13 protein-coding genes are annotated in these 19,540 nt (G+C 65.3%); 5 read left to right on the top strand and 8 right to left on the bottom strand.

Annotation, left to right across the window (positions count from 1 at the left end; translation table 11 throughout):
* Positions 1–81: 81 nt before the first annotated feature.
* The 4 genes from ACFOMH_RS16905 to ACFOMH_RS16890 form a co-directional block, all read right to left on the bottom strand.
* The gene (locus ACFOMH_RS16905) at positions 82–6,447 is read right to left on the bottom strand and encodes a hypothetical protein (protein WP_377745962.1); all 6,366 of its coding nucleotides are present in this window, start codon (positions 6,445–6,447) and stop codon (positions 82–84) included.
* A gap of 218 nt (positions 6,448–6,665) precedes the next feature.
* Positions 6,666–8,876 carry a peptidoglycan DD-metalloendopeptidase family protein gene (locus ACFOMH_RS16900; RefSeq protein ID WP_377745960.1) on the bottom strand — a complete coding sequence of 737 codons (2,211 nt, stop codon included), beginning with the start codon at positions 8,874–8,876 and terminating at the stop codon, positions 6,666–6,668.
* 3 nt (positions 8,877–8,879) lie between these two features.
* Entirely contained in the window at positions 8,880–9,695 is an 816-nt protein-coding gene (locus tag ACFOMH_RS16895) for a peptidoglycan-binding domain-containing protein (RefSeq protein ID WP_377745958.1), read from the bottom strand.
* A 10-nt stretch (positions 9,696–9,705) separates the two neighbouring features.
* Positions 9,706–10,164 (bottom strand): DUF1036 domain-containing protein, encoded by a 459-nt coding sequence (locus tag ACFOMH_RS16890; RefSeq protein WP_377745956.1) that lies wholly within the window; start codon positions 10,162–10,164, stop codon positions 9,706–9,708.
* Positions 10,165–10,356: 192 nt separating this feature from the next.
* Between ACFOMH_RS16890 and ACFOMH_RS16885 the strand changes: the two genes are divergently transcribed.
* Genes ACFOMH_RS16885 through ACFOMH_RS16865 form a run of 5 tightly spaced genes read left to right on the top strand, consistent with a single transcriptional unit; the run spans position 10,357 to position 13,392 of the window.
* The gene (locus ACFOMH_RS16885) at positions 10,357–10,797 is read left to right on the top strand and encodes a hypothetical protein (protein WP_377745954.1); all 441 of its coding nucleotides are present in this window, start codon (positions 10,357–10,359) and stop codon (positions 10,795–10,797) included.
* Positions 10,797–11,438: a MotA/TolQ/ExbB proton channel family protein gene (locus tag ACFOMH_RS16880; RefSeq protein WP_374427596.1), complete on the top strand. Its 642-nt coding sequence runs from the start codon at positions 10,797–10,799 to the stop codon at positions 11,436–11,438. The genes ACFOMH_RS16885 and ACFOMH_RS16880 overlap by 1 nt, the downstream gene beginning before the upstream one ends.
* A gap of 3 nt (positions 11,439–11,441) precedes the next feature.
* A complete protein-coding gene (locus ACFOMH_RS16875; protein ID WP_377745952.1) occupies positions 11,442–11,987 on the top strand; it encodes an ExbD/TolR family protein in 546 nt (181 codons plus the stop codon).
* A complete protein-coding gene (locus tag ACFOMH_RS16870) occupies positions 11,984–12,382 on the top strand; it encodes an ExbD/TolR family protein (RefSeq protein WP_374427600.1) in 399 nt (132 codons plus the stop codon). Before ACFOMH_RS16875 ends, ACFOMH_RS16870 begins: the two co-directional genes overlap by 4 nt.
* The gene (locus ACFOMH_RS16865; protein ID WP_377745950.1) at positions 12,379–13,392 is read left to right on the top strand and encodes a hypothetical protein; all 1,014 of its coding nucleotides are present in this window, start codon (positions 12,379–12,381) and stop codon (positions 13,390–13,392) included. Before ACFOMH_RS16870 ends, ACFOMH_RS16865 begins: the two co-directional genes overlap by 4 nt.
* Here the strand turns inward: ACFOMH_RS16865 and tssH are convergent.
* From tssH to ACFOMH_RS16845, 4 genes are read right to left on the bottom strand one after another with little or no spacing between them, the layout of a single operon-like run.
* Complete coding sequence (tssH, locus tag ACFOMH_RS16860; protein ID WP_377745948.1) at positions 13,389–16,022, bottom strand: type VI secretion system ATPase TssH; 2,634 nt, start codon at positions 16,020–16,022, stop codon at positions 13,389–13,391. The genes ACFOMH_RS16865 and tssH overlap by 4 nt on opposite strands.
* Positions 16,019–17,026 carry a type VI secretion system baseplate subunit TssG gene (gene tssG, locus ACFOMH_RS16855; RefSeq protein WP_374427607.1) on the bottom strand — a complete coding sequence of 336 codons (1,008 nt, stop codon included), beginning with the start codon at positions 17,024–17,026 and terminating at the stop codon, positions 16,019–16,021. Before tssG ends, tssH begins: the two co-directional genes overlap by 4 nt.
* Positions 17,023–18,933, bottom strand: coding sequence for a type VI secretion system baseplate subunit TssF (tssF, locus tag ACFOMH_RS16850; RefSeq protein ID WP_374427610.1), 1,911 nt, complete (start codon positions 18,931–18,933; stop codon positions 17,023–17,025). The genes tssG and tssF overlap by 4 nt, the downstream gene beginning before the upstream one ends.
* The gene (locus tag ACFOMH_RS16845) at positions 18,930–19,454 is read right to left on the bottom strand and encodes a type VI secretion system baseplate subunit TssE (protein WP_374427613.1); all 525 of its coding nucleotides are present in this window, start codon (positions 19,452–19,454) and stop codon (positions 18,930–18,932) included. The genes tssF and ACFOMH_RS16845 overlap by 4 nt, the downstream gene beginning before the upstream one ends.
* Positions 19,455–19,540 lie beyond the last annotated feature (86 nt).

Raw genomic sequence — 19,540 nt, 5'->3', positions numbered from 1 at the left:
CATTGCAATGTGCCGCAGCGCCGGGTGCAAGACCGGCCCGGTGACGGCGCCACAGTAACGGCGCCCCCACCGGGAAGCCAGTCAGAATTGCCAGCGCAGCTGACCCGAGACGCCGACGCTGTCCAGATTGTCGCCAAAGCGCGCATCGACCCGCGCACCGGCGCTAAGCTGACGGCCGCGCGATTTGGGTCCTAGAACCTTGATCCAGTTCGCGCCGACGCTGATTTCGCCATAGGCGCCCAGGTTCTCGGATTCCAGTTCCTGCGCGACAAAGCTGTCATCGGTGTCGTGGTCAAAGATCGAGATCGTCGGATCGGCGAAATCCTTGTACCAGGTGCCGGTGGCAAAGGCGTAAAGCACCGAATTGTCGGCCTGTTGCACAAAGGTCTTGGCAAGGGTCGCGCCGACAAAGCCGATCTTGCGGGTGCTGTCCTCGAAGGTGACGCGATAGCCGTCGCTGAAGGGAAGGGAATCGGTCGACATCTTGGACCAGGCAAAGCCGATGGTCGGCACCACGGCCCAGCCGCCTTTGCCCACCGGGAACCCATAGCTGAGCGAGCCGCTGAGCGTCTGCGCGTCGCTCGAGAAATCGGTCTTGTCCAGACCAAGGCCCCGATTGTTGCCGACGGGCGTGTTCTCGATGGTAAAATCGGTGCGCTCGACACGATATTGCAGGTCGGCCTGCAACGCGCCCTTGCTGGCGGTGACATAGACGCCGGCATAACGCTGTTCGAATTCGGTCGAGGTAAAGCTGGTCAGCGTCCCGGACAGGTTCTGCGAATTGTTCGGGTCGATGGCATAGACCGGCTGGTTGGTGTCACCCCGGTTGATGCCGCCCAGCACGCCGAACGCCATGTCCCAACCGGCGAAACGGTCGTCGAAACAGGCCAGATCGGTGCCGACCTGCATACCATAGTAATCGGCGGTGATTTCGCTTTCGACATTGCTGACGCCGTTATTGGTCGAACCGGTCGCCTTGGCGTGACCGCCGATGACCCGGCCCCAGCTGCCGATGCCACAGGGCTTTTCGTCATCCTCATAGACAAGCGCCGTCACAAAGGGGCTGGTCGGTCGGTTGATGACCGACCCGATCAGCGACTGGGTCAGCGCAACGTTGCCAAACAGCGCGCCGATGGCGGGGTTCGTCTGGCTGACCAGAACCACGTCGCCGCCGGTCTCGAACTGATCGACCGAATAGACGATCCGTTCGGAAAGCGACGGCAGGTCGCTATGGGTGACGGTAAAGGTGTTCTGATCGCGGAAATTATCATCCGCATCGATCAGCGTCAGCCGGTTGCCCAGCGAGGGGACATAGGATTCGTCACGGAAATTCAGCTCAAGCGTATAGGCGCCGGTGGCCGCGCCGCCGTCGATGACGATGCGGTCGGCGGTCATGTTCGCGGTGTCGATATCCAGCCGGTATTCGCCGCTGCCGGCCAGCCCGCCAACGGTCAGCACGTCGTTATAGGTGTCGCTTGCACCGCGGCTGCTGAGATCGACCACGCTGTTATTGGTCAGCGTGCCGGTCACCGTGGCCTGGGTCCCGACCACATTGACGGTGCCGCTATTGACCAGCGCCCCGTCCAGTTCACCGCGCAGGCCCAGCGTCACACCGGTGTCCACGATGGTGCGGGTAGCGGCGACGCTGTCCCCGGCGGCGATCCCATAATTCGAGCGCAACAGAAAATCGCCCGCGATATTGAGATCCTCGCGCGTCACCAGCGCGCCGCCGCGATAGATCAGCCCGCCATTGATGGTCCCGCCCAGATCGGCGCGGCCCGAGGTGGTCAGAACGCCGTTCAGCACCCCGGTCTGAACCATGCTGCCGCGGTTCTCGACATTGCCCGACAGCGTGCCCAGCAGGCTGAGCGTCGCCCCGGATTCGTTCAGCACCAGCCCCGACGCCCGCATCGTGGCGCCCGAGGCCACGCGCATGATGCCGCCGGCCTCGTTCGTGGTCAGCCCCCCGACCGCCAGATTCCCCCTGGCGATCAGCGTGCCGCCATCGCCATTGACGACATTCCCGGCAACGGAACCGGCCAGATCGGCCTGCCCGGCATTGGTGAAATTGCCGCCGATCCGGCCGCGCCAATCCGTGTCCCCCGAGGCGGTGTTCACCACCTCGCCGGTGATGACCCCCGCACCCAGAAGCGTGCCGGCATTGCGCAACACGCCGTTCAGCGTGCCGTCAACGGTCAGCGTGCCGCCTTGCAGGTTGTCGGCCGCGTCCAGCGTGATCTCTGTCGCGCCCTCTTGATTCAGCGCGACATCCAGCACCGTCAGCTGGTTGTTCGCCGCAATCGTGGCGGTGCCGGCATTCGAAAATGTATCGGTGGTCAGATTGCCGGCCACGTTCAGCGTGCCGCCCGTCAGGTTGACAAGATTGGTGATCTGGCCGCCGATGGTCGCATTGCCACGGTTGCGCAGCGTGCCGGCGACGATGCCGTTCCCGGTCACCTCGCCAAGGTTCTGGACATTGCCCCGGACCGTGCCGCCGTTCAGCGCGACCTCGCCGGTGGCATTGTTGAGCAGCGCCCCGGTCAGCGTGCCGGCCAGCGTGATCCGGTCATTGTTTTCGACCCCGCCCGAGGATTGCAGCGTACCGCCCTGGGCGATCTGAAGCAGCTCGTTGTTGATCAGGCGCTGAATGGCCATATTGCCGGTGACATCGACGGTGCCGCCATTGGTCAGCTGGCCCTGAACCGTGCCCGAACCCGATACCGTGCCGGTGTTGGACAGGGTGCCGGTGATCGTCCCGCCATTGAGCAGGGTGGAACCGCTGTTCACCACCGCGCCGCTCAGCTGGCCGCCGACGACAAGCCGGTCGGTGTTGTTCAGGCTGCCGGTGATGTTCATCGCCGAGCCGGTCGCGACGCGCACGATTTCATTATTGGTCAGCGTGCCGACATTCAGAGTGCCAGCGCTGATCAGCACACCTTCATTGGTCAGGCCCGTCACGGTGCCGCCAATGGTCGCGGTGCCGTTATTGTTCAGCCGGGCCAGGGTGCCGGTCCCGTTCAGCGTGGCATTGGTGGCATTGGTCAGCACGCCGGTGACCGACCCGCCCGCCAGCATGGTGGTGCCGGCATTGTTGAGCGCCGCGTCCAGCGTGCCGGTGATCATCGCGCGGTCATTGTTCTGAACCGCCGTCGCCGAGCTCAGCGTGGATCCGCTGGCGACATGCAACAGCTGATCATTGACCAGCGATCCCACCGACAGCGTCCCCGACGAGGTCAGCATGCCGGTATTGGTCACCGCGCCCGTCACGGTGCCGCCGATGGTCGCCGTGCCGATATTGTTCAGCGCGCTCAGACGGCCCCGGCCGTTCAGCGTTGCGCCGGCGGAATTGGTCAGCATCCCGGTCACCGACCCGCCGTCAAGCGTGGTGGTGCCGGCATTGTTCAGCGCCGTGTTCAGCGTGCCGGTGATCGTGGCGCGGTCATTGTTCTGAACCGCCGTGCCCGAGGTCAGGGTGGATCCCGCCGAAACCTCCAGCACCTCGTCATTGACCAGCGACCCCACCGACAGCGCCCCCGACGAGGTCAGCGTGCCGGTATTGGTCACCGCGCCCGTCACGGTGCCGCCAAAACTGGCCGTGCCGCGGTTGTCCAGAGATGCCAGCGTGCCGGTGCCCGCCAGAATCGCATCGCTGAAATTGGTCATCGCGCCGGTGACCGAGCCGCCGGAAAGCGTCGTGCTGCCATAGTTGTTGAGCGCGGCGTCCAGCGTGCCGGCGATGGTGGCGCGGTCATTGTTGCGCACCGCCGTGCCCGAGGTAAGGGTCGACCCGCTGGCGACACGCAGCACCTCGTCATTGATCAGCGACCCGACGGTCAGCGTCCCCGACGAGGTCAGCGTGCCGGAATTGTTCACCGCCCCGGTGACCGTGCCGCCAAGGGTCGCCATGCCCGTATTGTTCAGCGCGCCGACGATCCGGCCATTGCCGGTCAGGACGCCGCCGCTGGCATTGGTCAGGGTGCCGTTCACGGTCCCGCCCGCAAGCGTGGTCTGACCGCTATTGTTCAGACCGCCGTTCAGGGTGCCGGCGCCGCCGATGCTGATCTGGGCGCTGTTTTGCACCACCGAGCCGGAATTCAGCGTGCCGTTCACCGTCAGAACGCCGCTGCCCTGGTTGATCACGCTATTGGCGGAAACCGAGGTGGTCCCGGTGATGCGGAAATCGCCTTCGTTCGTGAGCAGGTCGATATCGTTCAGGTTGCCGACGGAATCGGTGTCGACGCGCACCACGACATCGCCCTGGTTCAAGAGGTCGTTGCCATCCAGCCCGACATTGGCCGAAACGAAGAAATCGCCGGTGGTGGTGTTGATCAGGTTGCCTTCCAGCACCCGATCCTCGGTATAGTTCATCACCGCTTCGTTGCGGATATTGCCGACAATCCTGACGTTGTTGGATTCGCCGCCAGCATTGACATATTCGCCCGCCGCGATGGTCAGCGCGCCGGTGCCGGTACCATCAACCGTGCCCGAATTGGTGAACACATCGCTGACCGAAAGCGTGACATTGGCGCCGCCGGTTGAATTCAGCGTGATATCGTTCTGGTTGTTCAGGCTGCCATTGATCGAGGAATCCGAATTCACGTCGATCGAGCCCTGGTTCAGCACATCGCCCGTGATCGCGGCACCGCTCAGCGTCAGATTGCCGGTGCCGCTGTTGACCAGCCGCGAATCGCCGTCGTTGATATTCAACGCCCCGGCAAGATCGATGCTGCCGGTGTTCGAGATGTCGCCATTGGTGGTCAGTGTCTCGCCGGATTCGACGACGACGCTGCCCGAGTTGTCCAGATCGCCCAGCTCGGCCGCATCGATGACGTTCAGGGTGCCGCTGTTGTCGACGCTTCCGCGGATCGTGCCGCCTGCATTCAGCCGTCCGGCATTGGTCACATTGCCGGTGATCACGCCGCCACTATTGAGCGCAATGGTGCCAAAGACGGTGGGGTCGGTGCCGCTGACCTGGTTGCTCACATTGCCGCGCAGGGTGCCATTGACGTTCAGCTGTCCCAGGTTCTGGGTCGTGCTGGTCGTGGTCACCTCATGCCCGGTGCGCACCGTCGTCGTGCCGGTGGCGGCGTTGTCCAGCCGCTGCACGATTGTGTTGCCATTGGTCAGGACCGCGCCCTGATTGGTCAGAACGCCGCCGATCGTGCCACGGATATTCGCCGTCCCGACATTGGTCAGGTTGTTGGTGATCGTGGCATCGCCGGATTGCATGTTCAGCGTCGAGTTATTGCCGTTGAACAAGCCCGCATTCAACGTCCCATCAATGTTCACCGTGGCGGGCGCCGCCACCGTGCCTTCGCTGCGAACCGCCCCGGCCGAGCGCAGCGTGTCGTCGCCGCTGATCGTCAGCGTGCCGTTATTCGTCAGGGTCTCGATATACAGCTGCGAGGGGTTGGCGGTATCGCCATTGGTCTGAACCAGACCGCGGTTGATCACCGTGCCGGTGATCGAGCCGCTGCCCCGGACGGTGCCTTCATTCGTCACATCGCCATCAAGCTGGCCATCGTCCAGAATGATATCGGAATCCGCCCGGTTCCGAACGGTCGCGGCATTCAGCCTGCCGGCAATGGTCGTGATCCCGCCATTGTCCAATGCGTTGCCCGCCGCGCCGCCGTTCTCGATGGTCAGGGCATGGCCATCCAGGACGTTGATCCGGCTGCGGGGCGCGCCATCCGGGTTGTCGGTATTGATCGCCGCGCCGGTAATGGTCGCGTTGCCCGAGGTCTGGAACCGGCCCTGGTTGGTCAGCGACCCGTCCAAGGTGCTGCTGAGCTGTGCAAGACCGTCATTCGTCAGGTTGCCGGTCAACCTGCCGCCGATCCCGAGTTCGGCACCGCTGCGGTTGGTCACATTGGCGGTCGTCCTGCTGCCGGACAGCAGGCGCAGGAAACCGCCATTGTCGATCAGATCGGCCGTCGTATCGCCGGAAAGGTTGACCTGTCCCACGCTCTCGGCCGTACCGTCGCCATCGAGATCGTTCTCGATGCGGATGGTGCTGCCCGCCGCATTGATGTCGGAGTCGATGTTGAGCTGTGCATCAGGCTGGGCGGGATCCGCGTTCCCGGCGACATAGAATGTCAACGTATCCAGCCCCGCCGACAGATCCCCCCCGCTAAAGCTGTAGTGACCGCTGTCGACCTGCAATCCGCCCATGGTCAGGCCAGAGTTGTGGATCTGCAAGGAGATCGGCGTATCGACATCCTCGGCCGTCAGGATGCCGGTCTGGTCCGTTGCCAAAGCACTTGCGTTCAGACCGTCGGCATCGGTCCAGACGGCATCACTTTGCCGCAGGGTATCGAAAAAACCGGTGCTTTCGGTTTCGATAACGCCGTCGCCCGGATTGACGTTGTCAAGATAGACCTGCGCCACCGCCTGACCGGGCAGGCAGTTCAGCGATGCGACCGAAATCAGCGCCGTGGTCAGCAACAAGCGGGAACGGAAAAACAGACGTATCGGATTCTGGTCAATCGTAAACATCGGCAGGTGTCTTCTTTCAGAAAGGAGGCAGGTGCGTCGCGATATGTAAAATTTTATTGCTCAGGGTTACTTTGCCCATCGCCAGCAATTCAAGGGCAGATTGCCCTAACGGCGCAAGAATCATTGGTTAACGGGCATTCCCGCACCAGTTTACCATGGGTTAACTTTGTTTAACCCTGTCGGGCCGGACGCAGGCGGTCGATTTCGGCCATGAAGGCGCGCAATTCGGGCGAGGTGGGAATTTCGGGGACCACGGCGATGGCCGGCACGGCGGCGCCCCCGCCGGTCATTTTACGCTCGGCCCAGTTTTGCAGATCGCCGATCGACCAGCCGCGCAGGAACGGGTTGGCGCCCACCACGCCCGCGCCCATCACCGCCTGCACCGATTGCGCCGGATCGGATCGCAGCGCCAGATCGGCCCCCGCCGGCCCCAGAAAATGCGCCAGATACAGCCGGCCCGCCGAAATCGAATGGCCCCGCGCGCGCAGATAAGCCTCGTTTTCCTGGGCCAGGTGGCGGACCATCTGCCGCGACAGGCCGGGATCCAGCCGCAGCGCCAGCAATTCCGGCGACGACATGCTCGCCACCAGATCCGGGCGATAGCTGCGCATCATCCGCAGCCATGTGCTTTCGATGAACTGGCCCAACCCCGTCGCGGTCGAGCGCGGATTGCGCGCCGTGGCATTGCCGCCGCTTTCGACGCGGATGATATGGCCGATCAGCGATTCGATGGAATCCGAGGCCAGAACCTCGGTCCCGGTGCCGAAATAGGGTATCGGATCGACCGGCTGGCCGTTTTCCAACAGCATGAAGGCCAGACCCGGCTCGCTGCGCCCGGGGGGCGTTCCGACCTGACCCAGCGCCGCGCCACGGGCCAGCCGCGCGCCCTCGACCACCGCCGGGGCCAGCGCGGCCAGACCCGAATAGCGGCTGACAAGGCCGTCTTCATGCGTGACCTCGACCTGACCGTCGCCGGCGCGGGTGACCTGACCGGCCGCTGTCGCCAGCACCAGACTGCCTTGCGGCGCCGTCCAGACCACCTGCCCGCGCTGACCCTGTGCCGTGGCTGTGGCGGCATCCTTGCCCGGCGGCACGAAACGCTGTGACAGCACGCCCCCGACCGGGGGCACCAGCGCCACCTGCCCCGCTGCGCGCAGCTGGACCCGCGCGCCGGGCGCATAGCATTCAAAGCCGCCCTCGGCGCCCGCCTTGGTCGCGGGCACGACATAACAGCGCTTGTCGCCCGAAGGCCCGTTGACGCCCACGAACAACAGCGCGCCGGGATCGCCCGCATCCTGCGCCGCATAGATCAGCGTCAACCGGTCCTCGGCATCGGCATAGCCGTCCAGATCATAGACCTGGGACATGAGGGCCAGCGCCGCGCCGGTGATTTCGGGCGGCACATCGTTGCGCAGCGCCGCCGAATAGATCACGTCCAGCAGCCGTTGCTGACCCTGTGCCACGGCGGGCCCGCGCCCGATCACGCCCTGCAACAGCGACTGATCGGCCCAGGCATCGGCGGCGGGCACCAATTGCCCGGCCGCCGACATGGCCAGCGAACCGACATAGCCGCGCGGTTCATAAAGCGTCAGCTGAATCACCTCGCGCAGGGCGCCGCGCGGGCGATAGCGCAGCGCCAGCACCGATCCGGCCGGCAACTCGGCCTCAATCGCCATCTGATCGCCGATCCGGGCCGCAAGCCGCTGGGCCTGATCCGGGTCGAACCCGTTTTCAGCCAAAAGCGCCTCGACCCCGGCGCCGCGCGCCGTCTCGAGGATCAGCTCGCGCCACAGCGGTGCGCGCGTGGCGGGCGGACGCAGAAAGGCGATCCCCGAGGCAGGGCGCGGCGCGGTCCCATCGGAATCGCCGCCCGGATCCGGCGACAGGGGCAGCCCCGTCTGCTGCATGTCGCGGCTGCGCTCGGCCTGAAACAGGGCGAATTCCTCGCGCGTCGAGGGCAGCGCGGCGACCAGCTGGCGATCCTGCGGCACCAGCCGGCTGTCCAGCACCGCAAGCTGGACGGCCGGCGTCGCCACCCGGTTCGAGGTGGCGAACACCGCCGGCGCGGGGATCAGCCGTTCCTCGCGCGGCTGGCCGTCATCGTCCGGGGGCGGAATGATCAGCGGATCGCCGGGAATGTCGGTAAAGGTATCTGCGCGCACAACCGGCGCGATGTCGAACTGATCCGCGACCTGCACCATGGCTTCGCCGCCGTCATCGCCCGAACGCCCAAGGATCCCGGGGCCAAGACGCGACCAGCCCAAAACCCCCAGCAAGACCACCGCCACCAGCCCGATACCGCCGCGCAGGGCGCGCCCGCGCCGCCGTCGGCGCAACGCCCCCTTGCCCATCTGGCGAAAACGCGGATCGACCTGGGTCATCCGTTAACGGTACATCCCCGCCCCAAGCAGTGCGGGATTGATCCGGCGATCGGTCTGTTGTTGCTGTGCGGCGGGCGCGGGCTTTTGCTCGACCACGCGGGGCGGCGCGGCCCCGGCGTTGCCGCGATTGCCACGGCCGGCATTGCTATTCGCGTTGGCCCGGCGCGGCTGTGCATCATTGTTGCGCGTGGCGACGGCCGGTTGCGGCGGCGCCACGGCCGCGCAACGCATATCGCCGCTTTGGGCGATGGCGCGGAACAGATCGGCGCCCGCATCCGTCCCGGCCTTTTGCTTTGACGCCTCTTGCCAGCGCTCGACGGCGCGGGACGAACCCGACCCCCAGCGCCCGTCAATGCCGCCGGAATAGCATTCCATGCGCTGCAACTCGGTCTGGATCGCCTCGGCCATGCGGTCAGTGTCGGGATCAAAGACCCCGCGCCCCAGAAGCCGGTCGAACAGGGCCGCGTCACGCTGGCGAATGGCCTCACGCGCGGGAAAGGGCAGGCCCAACGGGCCGCGCGGGCCGATCGCCGCCAAAATCGCCAGATCGCCCACGATGATCGAAGGCTGGGGTTGATCCGCGCGCCGGCGAATATCGTCGGGCAGGCTATGGGCGCGGGGATCGGCGGTGGCCGCGACCGGCGTCACAGCGCGCAGCGTCGCGGGTTCGGATACGCCGATCACCGTGTCCGAAGGCAATGCCGAAATCACCAGCCCGCCGCCCGCATCCTGTGCCTTGGCGGACATCGTGCCCAACAGGCCCAGCACAAGGGCCGGCACCATGGGCGATATCGCGGCTATGCTGACTGTCTTGCCCATCTTTCCTTGCTCAGTTCGGTCTTGGCGTCACGAACACGGTCCAGCTTGCCTGCTCTTCGGTGTCGATCTCGGCAAAGCGGGCATCCAGATAGCCCCGCAGCAGGCAATCCTGCTGGCCAGAGATTTCGAACCGCCGCGGCGCAACGCACATCGGAATCGATCCTGCCAGAACTTCATTACCGAAAACATCCGATGCAAAGATATAATAATAGCGTGATTGCAGGACCTCGCGCCAGAGTGTTGCACATTGGTTCGGTGCCACCCGCCACCATCCGCGCGTGGAAAACCCCTCGGCGCTTTCGGGGACGGCGACCGCCACATTCAGCACCTCGAACGACTGATTGCACAGCCGCAGCTCGGCCCGCGCGGCGCCGGACGCGGCAAGACCGGGCATCAGCACCCCCAGCGCGACCAGCAGAGCACGGCCGAGTAAATTCAACGTCAGGTTGACAGACCCCCGATTGAGCAACGCTTCCAGCCGTGTTAAAGCCCTAAGGCAAAGGAGAGTTCATCCAAATGAAACCGATCCTGCCGCCATCCGCAACCTCGCAAGGCGCATCACGTCGCGCCCTGCCGGTCGCAAGATGTCCGCACCCCCGGAACAGGGTCCGGCACCGCCCTTTGTCCCAAGTCCGTTAACCATTTCTCTGGAAGGAACGCCATGCTGCGCAATTTCGGAATGTTGCTTGCCATTCTGTCCCTGACCCCCGCCCTGCCCGCGCTGGCCCAGGATGCCGCGCCCGCGGGCACGGTCATGCTGGAACTGAACGGCGCCACCGATACCGAGGATGGCGGCTGCCAGCTGACGGTCGTGACCACCAACCGGCTGGATCAGGGGATCAAGCGCGCCGCATGGCAGGTCGCGATCTTTGACAAGCAGGGCGCGGTGCAATCGCTGCCGATTCTGGATTTCGGCGGCCTGATCCCGGGCAAGACCAAAGTGGCGCTGTTCCAGCTGCCCGGCCGCAAATGCGCCGATATCGGTCGCATCGTGGTCAATGACGTGGCCGATTGCAGCGCCGATGACGGCGCCGACCTGCGCGGCCAATGCCTTGCCGGTCTGGCCACGCAGACCCGCACGGATATAGATTTCGGTCTGTGATGCGCTGGGATCTGCCTGTAACGACCTGGGTCGTCTTTGCCGCCCTTGCGGGTCTGTCGGTGCTGACGCTGACCGTCGTGATCTTCAAGCTGATGCAGTTCCGCCGCCTGGGCGTCGGCCATCACAAGCTGGGCGAAGTCATTCTTGACGACTGGCTGAACGGCCGCCCCGACGAGGCGCAGCGCAAGGCCGGCGAGGGCAAGACCGTCCTGTCGCGGGTGCTGGGCGCGGTCATGTCCGGCCTGCGCGCGCGCCCCAACGAACCCGCCTATGGCGAAGAGCTGGGCCGTCAGGTCGCGCTGGCCGAGCTGGTGCAGATGGGTTCGCGGATGCGTCTGCTTGAAGCGGTGGTACAGATGGCGCCGATGCTGGGCCTTCTGGGCACGGTGATCGGGATGATCGACGCCTTTGGCAATCTGGCGCTTAGTCAGCAAAGCTCGGATCCGCGGCTGTTGGCCGGCGGCATCTGGACCGCGCTGACGACGACCGCCGCCGGGCTGTCGATCGCGCTTGTCGCCTATTTCGTCTCGGCCTGGCTGGACGGCCGCATAGAGGAGGAACGCCAAAGCATCGAGCTTGCCGTTTCGGCCGCGATCCACGGCCGCATCGCGCGCGCCGCCAACCGTCCGCAACGGGGTTGAACCATGGAGCTGGCGCAGCCCCTGATGCGCCCGCCGGGTCTTGGCCTGCCGCGACGTGAACGGCGGGCGGTGCGCCTGTCGATGACGGCGCTGGCGGATGTGCTGTTTCAGCTGCTGATCTTTTTCATGCTGTCGGCGAACCTGTCGTCCTATGCGATGCTGCCGCTGCGCAGCGGCGCGTTGCAGGGCGAGGGCGGGACCGACACGCCCGGCGCGGGCACCGCCGTGACCGGCAGCGAGACCACGGCGGTCTGGACGCTGAACATCGACGGCATCACCGCGTCGGGTCAGCGGTTCGGCATCGACCGCCTGCCGGCGCTGGCAAAAGCACTGGTCGCGCAAAAGACCCAGCACGTTCTGATCGTGCTGCGCCCCGATGTGCCCTTGCAGGATGTGGTGACGGTGCTTGAGGTGCTGTCGGCCCATGGCATCGGTTCGGTCCAGATCGCCGAGGTCGCGACCACGCCGGCCGCGTCGACCGCGCCCGCCGGTCGCGTTCTGGTCGCGCCCGGCCCCGCACCGGCGGAAACGGGGGGCGCATCAAGATGAGCCTGCGCCTGCCACCGCTGCGACAGGGTCGCCATATCCAGGTCGATACCTCGCTCGCCATCGTCAATATCGTGCTGTTGCTGATCTTTTATTTCCTGATCGTCGGCGGCAATCCGGCGTTGGAAACCCCGCTTGAACTGGCCAGCACCACCGAGCTTGCGCCCGAGGACCTGCCCTCGCCCGTACTCGAAGTCCATGGTCCCGAGGATTGGCGCCTTGACGGCCGGCCGATCCAGCCCGAGATGCTGCCGGCCGCGCTGGCCGATATGACGGGGTCGGTGCATCTGGTGATGGACCGGACCGCGCCGGCCGCGCTTTTGGTCGGGCTGATGCGGCGGCCCGAACTGGCGGGGCATGATATCCGGCTGGTCACCATCAAGGGGTTCCAGCCATGATCGGGCATCGCGCCACGACCCGGGGCTGGGTGATTGCGACCGCGATCTCGGTCTCGGTTCATGCCGCGGCGGCGGGTGCGCTGGTCTGGCAACCGCATTGGCAATGGAACTGGCATGAGGCGCCGGCCTCGGACCCGGCCCAGATCGAGCTGACGGCGCTGTCGCTGCCCGGCGAAACCGGCCCGGGCGAGGTGCTGAGCCCGGTCAGCACCCCCGTCCCCGCGCCCGAGCTGAGCCCGACCACCGACCCCCAACCCGGCCCCGACGATCCGGCCGATCCGGGGCCCGACGCCGCGCCCCTGCTTCAGAACATGGCATTGCCGATGGCCTCGGGGGCCGAGGCACCGCCCCCACCCCCGCCGGATCCCGCACCGGCCGAGACCACCGCCGAAACCGATCCCCGGCTGGTCGAGCTTTTTCAGCGCATTCAGACCAGCGTGACCGGCAGTTGCCTGCTGGCCCTGCCGGCGCTGACGGCCGAGGGGCAGATCCGGCTGAACCTTCTGGCCGCGAATGACGGGCCGGTGCCCGGCTTGCTGCGCGACCTGACCCAGGGGCTGGAAACCGAGGTCACGGGTCAGGCGATCCTTCTGGATCCCCGGCAATGCCCGGCGCTGGCCTTTGCCCGGCGCGACCCGCGCTATCCGGTGTTTCCGCTTGCGGTGCAGCTGCAATCACAGGATGTCGCGGCCGGGGATTCGCTGCGCGGCACGGTGACGGGCGGCGCCGGGCGCTATGTCACGCTGTTGATGGTCGACGACAATGGCGTCACCCATGACCTGCGGCGTTTTCTGATCAATTCCGGGGGCCGGATCAGCTTTGACGTGCCGGTCGCGCGCGACGGTCAGGCCCGCGACACCCATCAGCTGATCCTTGCCGTCGCCACCGGCAACCGCCCCACCACGATCAGCGATGCGGCCGGCAATCTGGCACAGGATTTCTTTGACCAGCTGGGCCACGAGATCGGCACCGAGGCCCTGATCGGGGTGGCCAGCGCCTATATCCGCTAGGCGAAATCATAGGCGAAACCGCCCTCGGCCACCTTGATCGTCACATCCGACATCGCCTGACCGGACACCATGCGCGACAGCACCTGACGCGAGAGATCCGGCAGGATCGAATTGGTGATGATGTTGTCGATCATCCGCCCGCCGCTGTCCGGGTCGCGGCATTGGGCGACAATATGGTCGATCACCTCATCGCCCCAGACCAGTTGCGCGCCATGCGAATCCCGCATGCGCCGCGCCACCGAACCCAGCTTCAGCCGGCTGATCCCGCCCAGCACCTCGGCCGAAAGCGGCACATAGGGAATCGACACGATCCGCCCCAGAAGCGCCGGCGGGAAGGTGCCCAGAAGTTCCTCTTTCAGCGCCGATTCCATGGTCTCGGCATCCGTGATCGTGCCCTCGGGGGCCAGCGTCATGATCGTGCCGGTGCCCACATTCGAGGTCATCAGGATCAGCGTGTTGCGGAAATTGATCGGGCGGCCATTGCCGTCCTCCATCCGGCCCTTATCAAAGACCTGAAAGAACAGCTCGTGGACATCGGGATGGGCCTTTTCCATCTCGTCCAGAAGGACGACGGAATAGGGCTTTCTGCGCACCGCCTCGGTCAGGCGGCCGCCCTCGCCGTAACCGACATAGCCGGGGGGCGCGCCTTTCAGCAGGCTGACCGAATGCGCCTCCTGGAATTCGGACATGTTGATGGTGATGACGTTCTGTTCGCCCCCATAAAGCGCCTCGGCAAGCGCAAGCGCGGTTTCGGTCTTGCCGACGCCCGAGGGGCCGCAGAGCATGAAGACACCAATGGGTTTTTCCGGGTTGCCAAGGCCCGCGCGGGCGGTTTCCACGCGCCGCGCGATCATCTGCAAGCCCTGATCCTGACCGATGACGCGTTCGCGCAGATGGTCGGCCAGACCCAGAACCGCCTGCAATTCGTCGGCGACCATGCGGCCGGCCGGAATGCCGGTCCAGTCGCTGATGACGCTGGCCACCGCCTGTTCGTCGACATGCGGCCAGATCATGCGGTCATCGGCATGGATCTGTCCCAGCTGATCCATGGCGCCGGTCAGCTCAGTACGGACGGCATCCTCGTCAAACTCCTCGCCCTCGCGTTCGGCCAGACGGCGGCGCAGGTCAAGGATCTGTTCGACCAGCGATTTTTCATCCGCATAGGCGCGGTCCAGCTCGGCCAGTTTCGCCTGTGCGTCGCTCAGCCGCTGGCGGGTTTCCTCAAGCCGGGCCTCGTCGGCCTCGCCCAGCTCGCGCTCGGCCTCGCGGGCGGTGATCTCGCTTTCATAGGATGCGATTTCGGCACGCAGATCGGCGATGCGGGCCGGGATCGCCGACTGGCTGACCGCCACGCGGGCGCAGGCCGTATCCAGCAGCGACACCGCCTTGTCGGGCAATTGCCGCGCCGGCAGGTAACGCGCCGAGAGCTTCACCGCCGCCTCAAGCGCGGCGTCCGAAATGCGGACCTTGTGATGGGTCTGCATCGGGCCAAGCAGCCCGCGCATCATATAGCAGGCGACCTCGATCGAGGGCTCATCCACCGCGATCGGCTGGAACCGCCGGGTCAGCGCCGGGTCCTTTTCGAAATAGTTGCGATATTCGGCCCAGGTGGTGGCCCCGATGGTGCGCAGCGTCCCGCGCGCCAGCGCCGGTTTCAAGAGGTTCGCGGCATCGCCCGTCCCCGCGGCCCCACCGGCGCCAACGAGCGTATGCGCCTCGTCGATGAAGAGGATGATCGGAACCGGGCTGGCCTGCACCTCGTCGATGACCGAGCGCAGGCGCTGTTCGAATTCGCCCTTCATGCTGGCGCCGGCCTGCATGGCGCCGATATCCAGCATGTGCAGGCGCATGCCTTGCAGCGTGGGCGGCACCTCATTCGCGGCCAGTTTCTGGGCAAAGCCTTCGACCACGGCGGTCTTGCCGACGCCGGCCTCGCCGGTCAGGATCGGGTTGTTCTGACGCCGCCGCATCAAGACGTCGATGATCTGGCGGATTTCGTCGTCGCGGCCGACGACCGGGTCCATCTTGCCATCCGCCGCCTGCGCGGTCATGTCGACCGAGAACCGCCCCAGCGCGGTCGAGGCCCCCTGCCCTTCGCTGCGCCCGGCGGATCCGGCCCCGATGCCGGTGCCGTCCATGGGGCGCATGTCCTCTTCTTCGGAATCGGCCCAGAGGGTGCGCGCCTCGGCCCCGATGCGTTCGGCGGACATATCGGCGAAAATGCCGGAATACTGTTCGATCTCGCGCCGCAAGGTCAGGTCATTGAGCAGCGCGACCAGAAGATGGCCGGTCCTGATCTGTGCCTCGCCAAAAAACAGCGTGGCATAGGTCCATGCGTGGTTCAGCCCGTCGGCCAGACGTTCGGAAATGCCGGGGGTTTCGGTGACGTTCTTTTGCAGCCGGTCGATGGCCTGACCCAGGTCTTTCAGCACCCGGCCCCGGTCCAGCCCCAGCCCGCGCAAGGTGACCGAAATATCGCCATCCTGATGCGAGATCGCATGAAACAGCCAATGGCTCAGTTCGACATTGCGGTTGCCATCGCCGCGCGCCTGCCGCATCGCCTGCAAAAAGGCCTCATAGCCCAGCCGGTTCATCTTGCCGGCGAATTTCTCGATGGTGATTGCGGTCATGCCTGGCCTCTCTCAGTCTGTGCGCCACCTTCGCGGGTCAATGCGAAACGGGCGACTTCGATATAATCGGAAACGCGGGAAATGCCTTCGGGGCGCATGGCGGCAAGCCAGCCAATGGCGGCATCGCCGCCAAGCCGCGCGGGCGGAATGGCATCGGGCGGCAAAAGCAGCGCCAGATCCACCTCGACGCATTTGCCCAGATACCAGAATACCAGATCGGCCAGCCGCAGATGCCGCGGCTGCCCCGGCAGAAAATTACGATATTCGGCCGCGTCCGGCAGCTTGACGCGAATGCAGATCTTTTCGTTCACCGATTGCAGCCGCGCGCCCAGATAGACGTCCTGTCCCAGACCGCCGCCCTGCCCCAGCCCGCGCATGTCGTCGGCCTCGAACTCGAGCCAGCAGGGCAGATGTTCGGCAATATCGACGTCATAACCAAAATAGCTTGCCAGCATCTGGCGCAGGCGCACGGCGCTGCGCACCCGGCCGCCAAAGATCGGCACCAGGGGCAGGCGGGCGATGTCGGGGAAACTGTCATGGTTCTGAAACGCCGGCGAACCGATCCCGGCCACCGCCGCGACATAGGTGCCAAAGCGATCCTCGTCGGGGCGGTCGTGCTGGGTGATGGCATGGGCGTCCGACCAGGCGCGAAAAAACAGCTGATAAAACCGCGCCGACAGAATGTCGGTAAAGCGGACAAATGCCTCTTCGCCCTCTTCCTGCCAGCGCAGGACCTCTTCGGTCGTGTTCAGCGGCAGCGCGCCCTGGGGCCCGAAAAAGCCCATGAATTGCGCGCGGATATTGGTGCGGGCATTGTCGGCGGGGGTGACGGCGCTGATTTCTTCGGCCGGAAAGGCCAGCTGCGGATCCTGCCCGATATCGACGATATCCTGCGCGCGCCGGATCGAACGGCCGATGCGGGGGCGGCCCTCGCCTTCGCGCTCAAGCCGGCGCAGCAGCGCCAGAAAGCCCGCCTCGCCCGTCATCGGCCCGGCCTTGGTCATATCAGCGGCCCCAGCCCCGTACGTGGCGTCCAGCGTTTGATCAACCCGCGCTGGCGCGAGTGGATCACCACCTGGGTGAAGCTGTTCACATTGGCATATTCGGCCAGAAACCGGTCGAGCACCGCCCCCAAAAGAATGATGCCACTGCCTTCAAAGGCGGTTTCGTCGAATGTCAGGGTCAGTTCCAGCCCGCGGGCGGGAAAGAACCCCTCGGGCCGGCGGATCGAACGGGTGACGGGCCGCGTGGTCAGCCCGACAAGGCCCGCGATCTGGGCCTCGGTCACGTTGTTCGAGGCATCGGCGAAAAGCGTCAGAATCTCGCGCAGGCTGGCGGCGCCATCGCGGCCGAAACGGTCATCCAGCCCGAAATGATTGAGCGACAGATACGAGATCAGCCGCCAATAGACATCCCCCTGCCCCATCCGGTGCGGGCCGGTGCGTTCGATTTCCGACATCGCTTCGCGTGGCTGGGTGGGACCGTTGACGCAGGTCAGCGGCAGCGCCTGATCGGACACCATGTTGAAATCATTCGACCCCGCCAGCGGCAGCGCGGCCGGCAGATGCCGGTTCGAACAGAGCGCCCGGATATGCAGCCGCTGCGCCCGGCGCGCGACGACGGTTTCCGGTGGCTCATAGATCGAGATAAAGGTCTCGGTCCCGCGATAATCGTGGCGCAGACCGGCGCGGCGCTCGGTCTCGGTCAGGCGGCGGGGCTTGCGCCGCGCGGTAAAGTAATAGGTGGCGCGCGGCGCGGTGGCGTTTTGCGGCAGCGCGTAAAGCGGAAACACCTCGACCCGGTCATGGGCGGTGCCATAGCTGGCATGGACACGCTCGATCCGCTGGATTTCGTAATGCGTGATCGGGCTGGAATCCGGGGTCACCACATATTCGTGGCGGCGGTCGTCCAGCCGCACCTGGTTCGAGCTTTCCTCAAAAAGATTGATCGCCGGCGCACAGTTCAGCCGCAGATCGCCCTTTTGCATCTGCCGCGCGAGTTCGTCATTGGCGCGGTCGAATTCAAGGATCAGCTGGACGTCCTGGGTCGGGATCCGGCCCAGCATGGATTTCAGCCCGGTGATCCGCATCCCCATGAATTTGCGCTGGAACGCGAAATAGTCGCGCAGGATCGCAAAGCCTTCGAACATGCGCCCGTCGCGGTCGAACAACAGCTCGTTGCGGTCAAAGCCGATCTGCTCGATCTGTTGCGGGCGCAGGCGGATAAAGGCCGGATCGCCATTTGGCTGCAACCACCTGAGCGAGGCGCGGGTGACATTGCAATGCACCTGTTCGTAAAGCGCGATGGCGCGCGGATGATCGGCCGAGAAATGGAATGTCAGCGCATCCTGCGCGTGGGTCGAAACCGGCTCGCCATCGCTGCGCTTCAGATCGATCTGAAGCCCGGCCTTGGTCGCGGAATCGGGATCCTGGCCCAGCCCGCCCAGCGTCGTGGTCCGGTCGTGATAGGTCAGCGCGGCGATATCCAGCGGCAGCACATCGAGGGGCGCGGTCAGGCTGAAACGACAGGTCACGCGCTTGTCGGAATCGCGAAACCGCGCATCCAGATATTCCCCGCGCGCGAACCGCTTGGGCGCGCCATCGCTGCTTTGACGAGTCAAGGGCGGTGCCTGCACGATCATGCAGCTGGGCACCGGCGCAAGCGCATCGGGGAAAATCTGTTCCAGAAGTTCGGTCGTAAAGCCGCGAAACTCCTCGTCCAGCTTTAGCTGGACGCGGGCGGCCAGAAAGGCAGTCCCCTCCAGCAGGCCGGCGATGGTCGGGTCGATATTTTCCCGCAATACCCCGCCCAGACGGTCGGCCAGGCCGGGAAACTCGGCCGCAAATTCGGCCGAGCGTTCGTAAAGCACATCAAGTTCACGCTCATAGGCGTCGCGAAAGGCCTTTTTCATGCCTCGCCCTGCATCCGTTTCATCGCGATCTTGCCCGCCGCCGGATCGACCTCGGCATAAAATTGCAGCGGAATATCGGTCGGGTCGGCAATCATCTCGGCCACGATTTCAAAGGTCAGCCGCTGTTCCACGCTGGGGGCGGCGTCATCCATGCGCACCTCAAGCGTTTCGGCGCGCAGGCGCGGCTCATTGCGGATCAGCGCCTCGCGGATGGCATGGGCCAGATCGCCGGGCGTGCGGTTTTCGCGCCAGATCGTGTCCATGTCCTGAAAGCCGTGATTGATGACCGAATTGCGCACGCGGGGATTTTCCGTCAGATCGACACAGACATCCAGCCGGATCGTGTTCATCAGGCTTGCGATATCGCGGGCCAGATTGCGGCGCAGGGATTCCTCGCTGGCGCCTTCGCGGCGCTTTTGGCTGAGCAGGGTCAGATCGCGGTCGCCATCGACATAACGATGCCCCTGATCGCGCGAATCCCGACGCGCGGCGGAATCGCGGAAAATATGCATCAGCGACATTTCCCGCAGACCGCCCCGGCCCGGTTCCCTGTTATCCGAGGAAGAACGCCGCGAAGTCATGCCCACCTTACCCAAAGCCCCGGCCC

Source organism: Paracoccus mangrovi (assembly GCF_042648425.1).
Taxonomy (GTDB): Bacteria; Pseudomonadota; Alphaproteobacteria; order Rhodobacterales; family Rhodobacteraceae; genus Paracoccus; species Paracoccus mangrovi.
This window is presented reverse-complemented; position numbering and strand designations above follow the sequence as displayed.

Coding starts and splice junctions, on each gene's coding strand:
- ACFOMH_RS16900 (WP_377745960.1), bottom strand. CDS start 8,876: ATGACCCAGGTCGATCCGCGTTTTCGCCAGATGGGCAAGGGGGCGTTG.
- ACFOMH_RS16895 (WP_377745958.1), bottom strand. CDS start 9,695: ATGGGCAAGACAGTCAGCATAGCCGCGATATCGCCCATGGTGCCGGCC.
- ACFOMH_RS16885 (WP_377745954.1), top strand. CDS start 10,357: ATGCTGCGCAATTTCGGAATGTTGCTTGCCATTCTGTCCCTGACCCCC.
- ACFOMH_RS16880 (WP_374427596.1), top strand. CDS start 10,797: ATGCGCTGGGATCTGCCTGTAACGACCTGGGTCGTCTTTGCCGCCCTT.
- ACFOMH_RS16875 (WP_377745952.1), top strand. CDS start 11,442: ATGGAGCTGGCGCAGCCCCTGATGCGCCCGCCGGGTCTTGGCCTGCCG.
- ACFOMH_RS16870 (WP_374427600.1), top strand. CDS start 11,984: ATGAGCCTGCGCCTGCCACCGCTGCGACAGGGTCGCCATATCCAGGTC.
- ACFOMH_RS16865 (WP_377745950.1), top strand. CDS start 12,379: ATGATCGGGCATCGCGCCACGACCCGGGGCTGGGTGATTGCGACCGCG.
- tssH (WP_377745948.1), bottom strand. CDS start 16,022: ATGACCGCAATCACCATCGAGAAATTCGCCGGCAAGATGAACCGGCTG.
- tssG (WP_374427607.1), bottom strand. CDS start 17,026: ATGACCAAGGCCGGGCCGATGACGGGCGAGGCGGGCTTTCTGGCGCTG.
- tssF (WP_374427610.1), bottom strand. CDS start 18,933: ATGAAAAAGGCCTTTCGCGACGCCTATGAGCGTGAACTTGATGTGCTT.
- ACFOMH_RS16845 (WP_374427613.1), bottom strand. CDS start 19,454: ATGTCGCTGATGCATATTTTCCGCGATTCCGCCGCGCGTCGGGATTCG.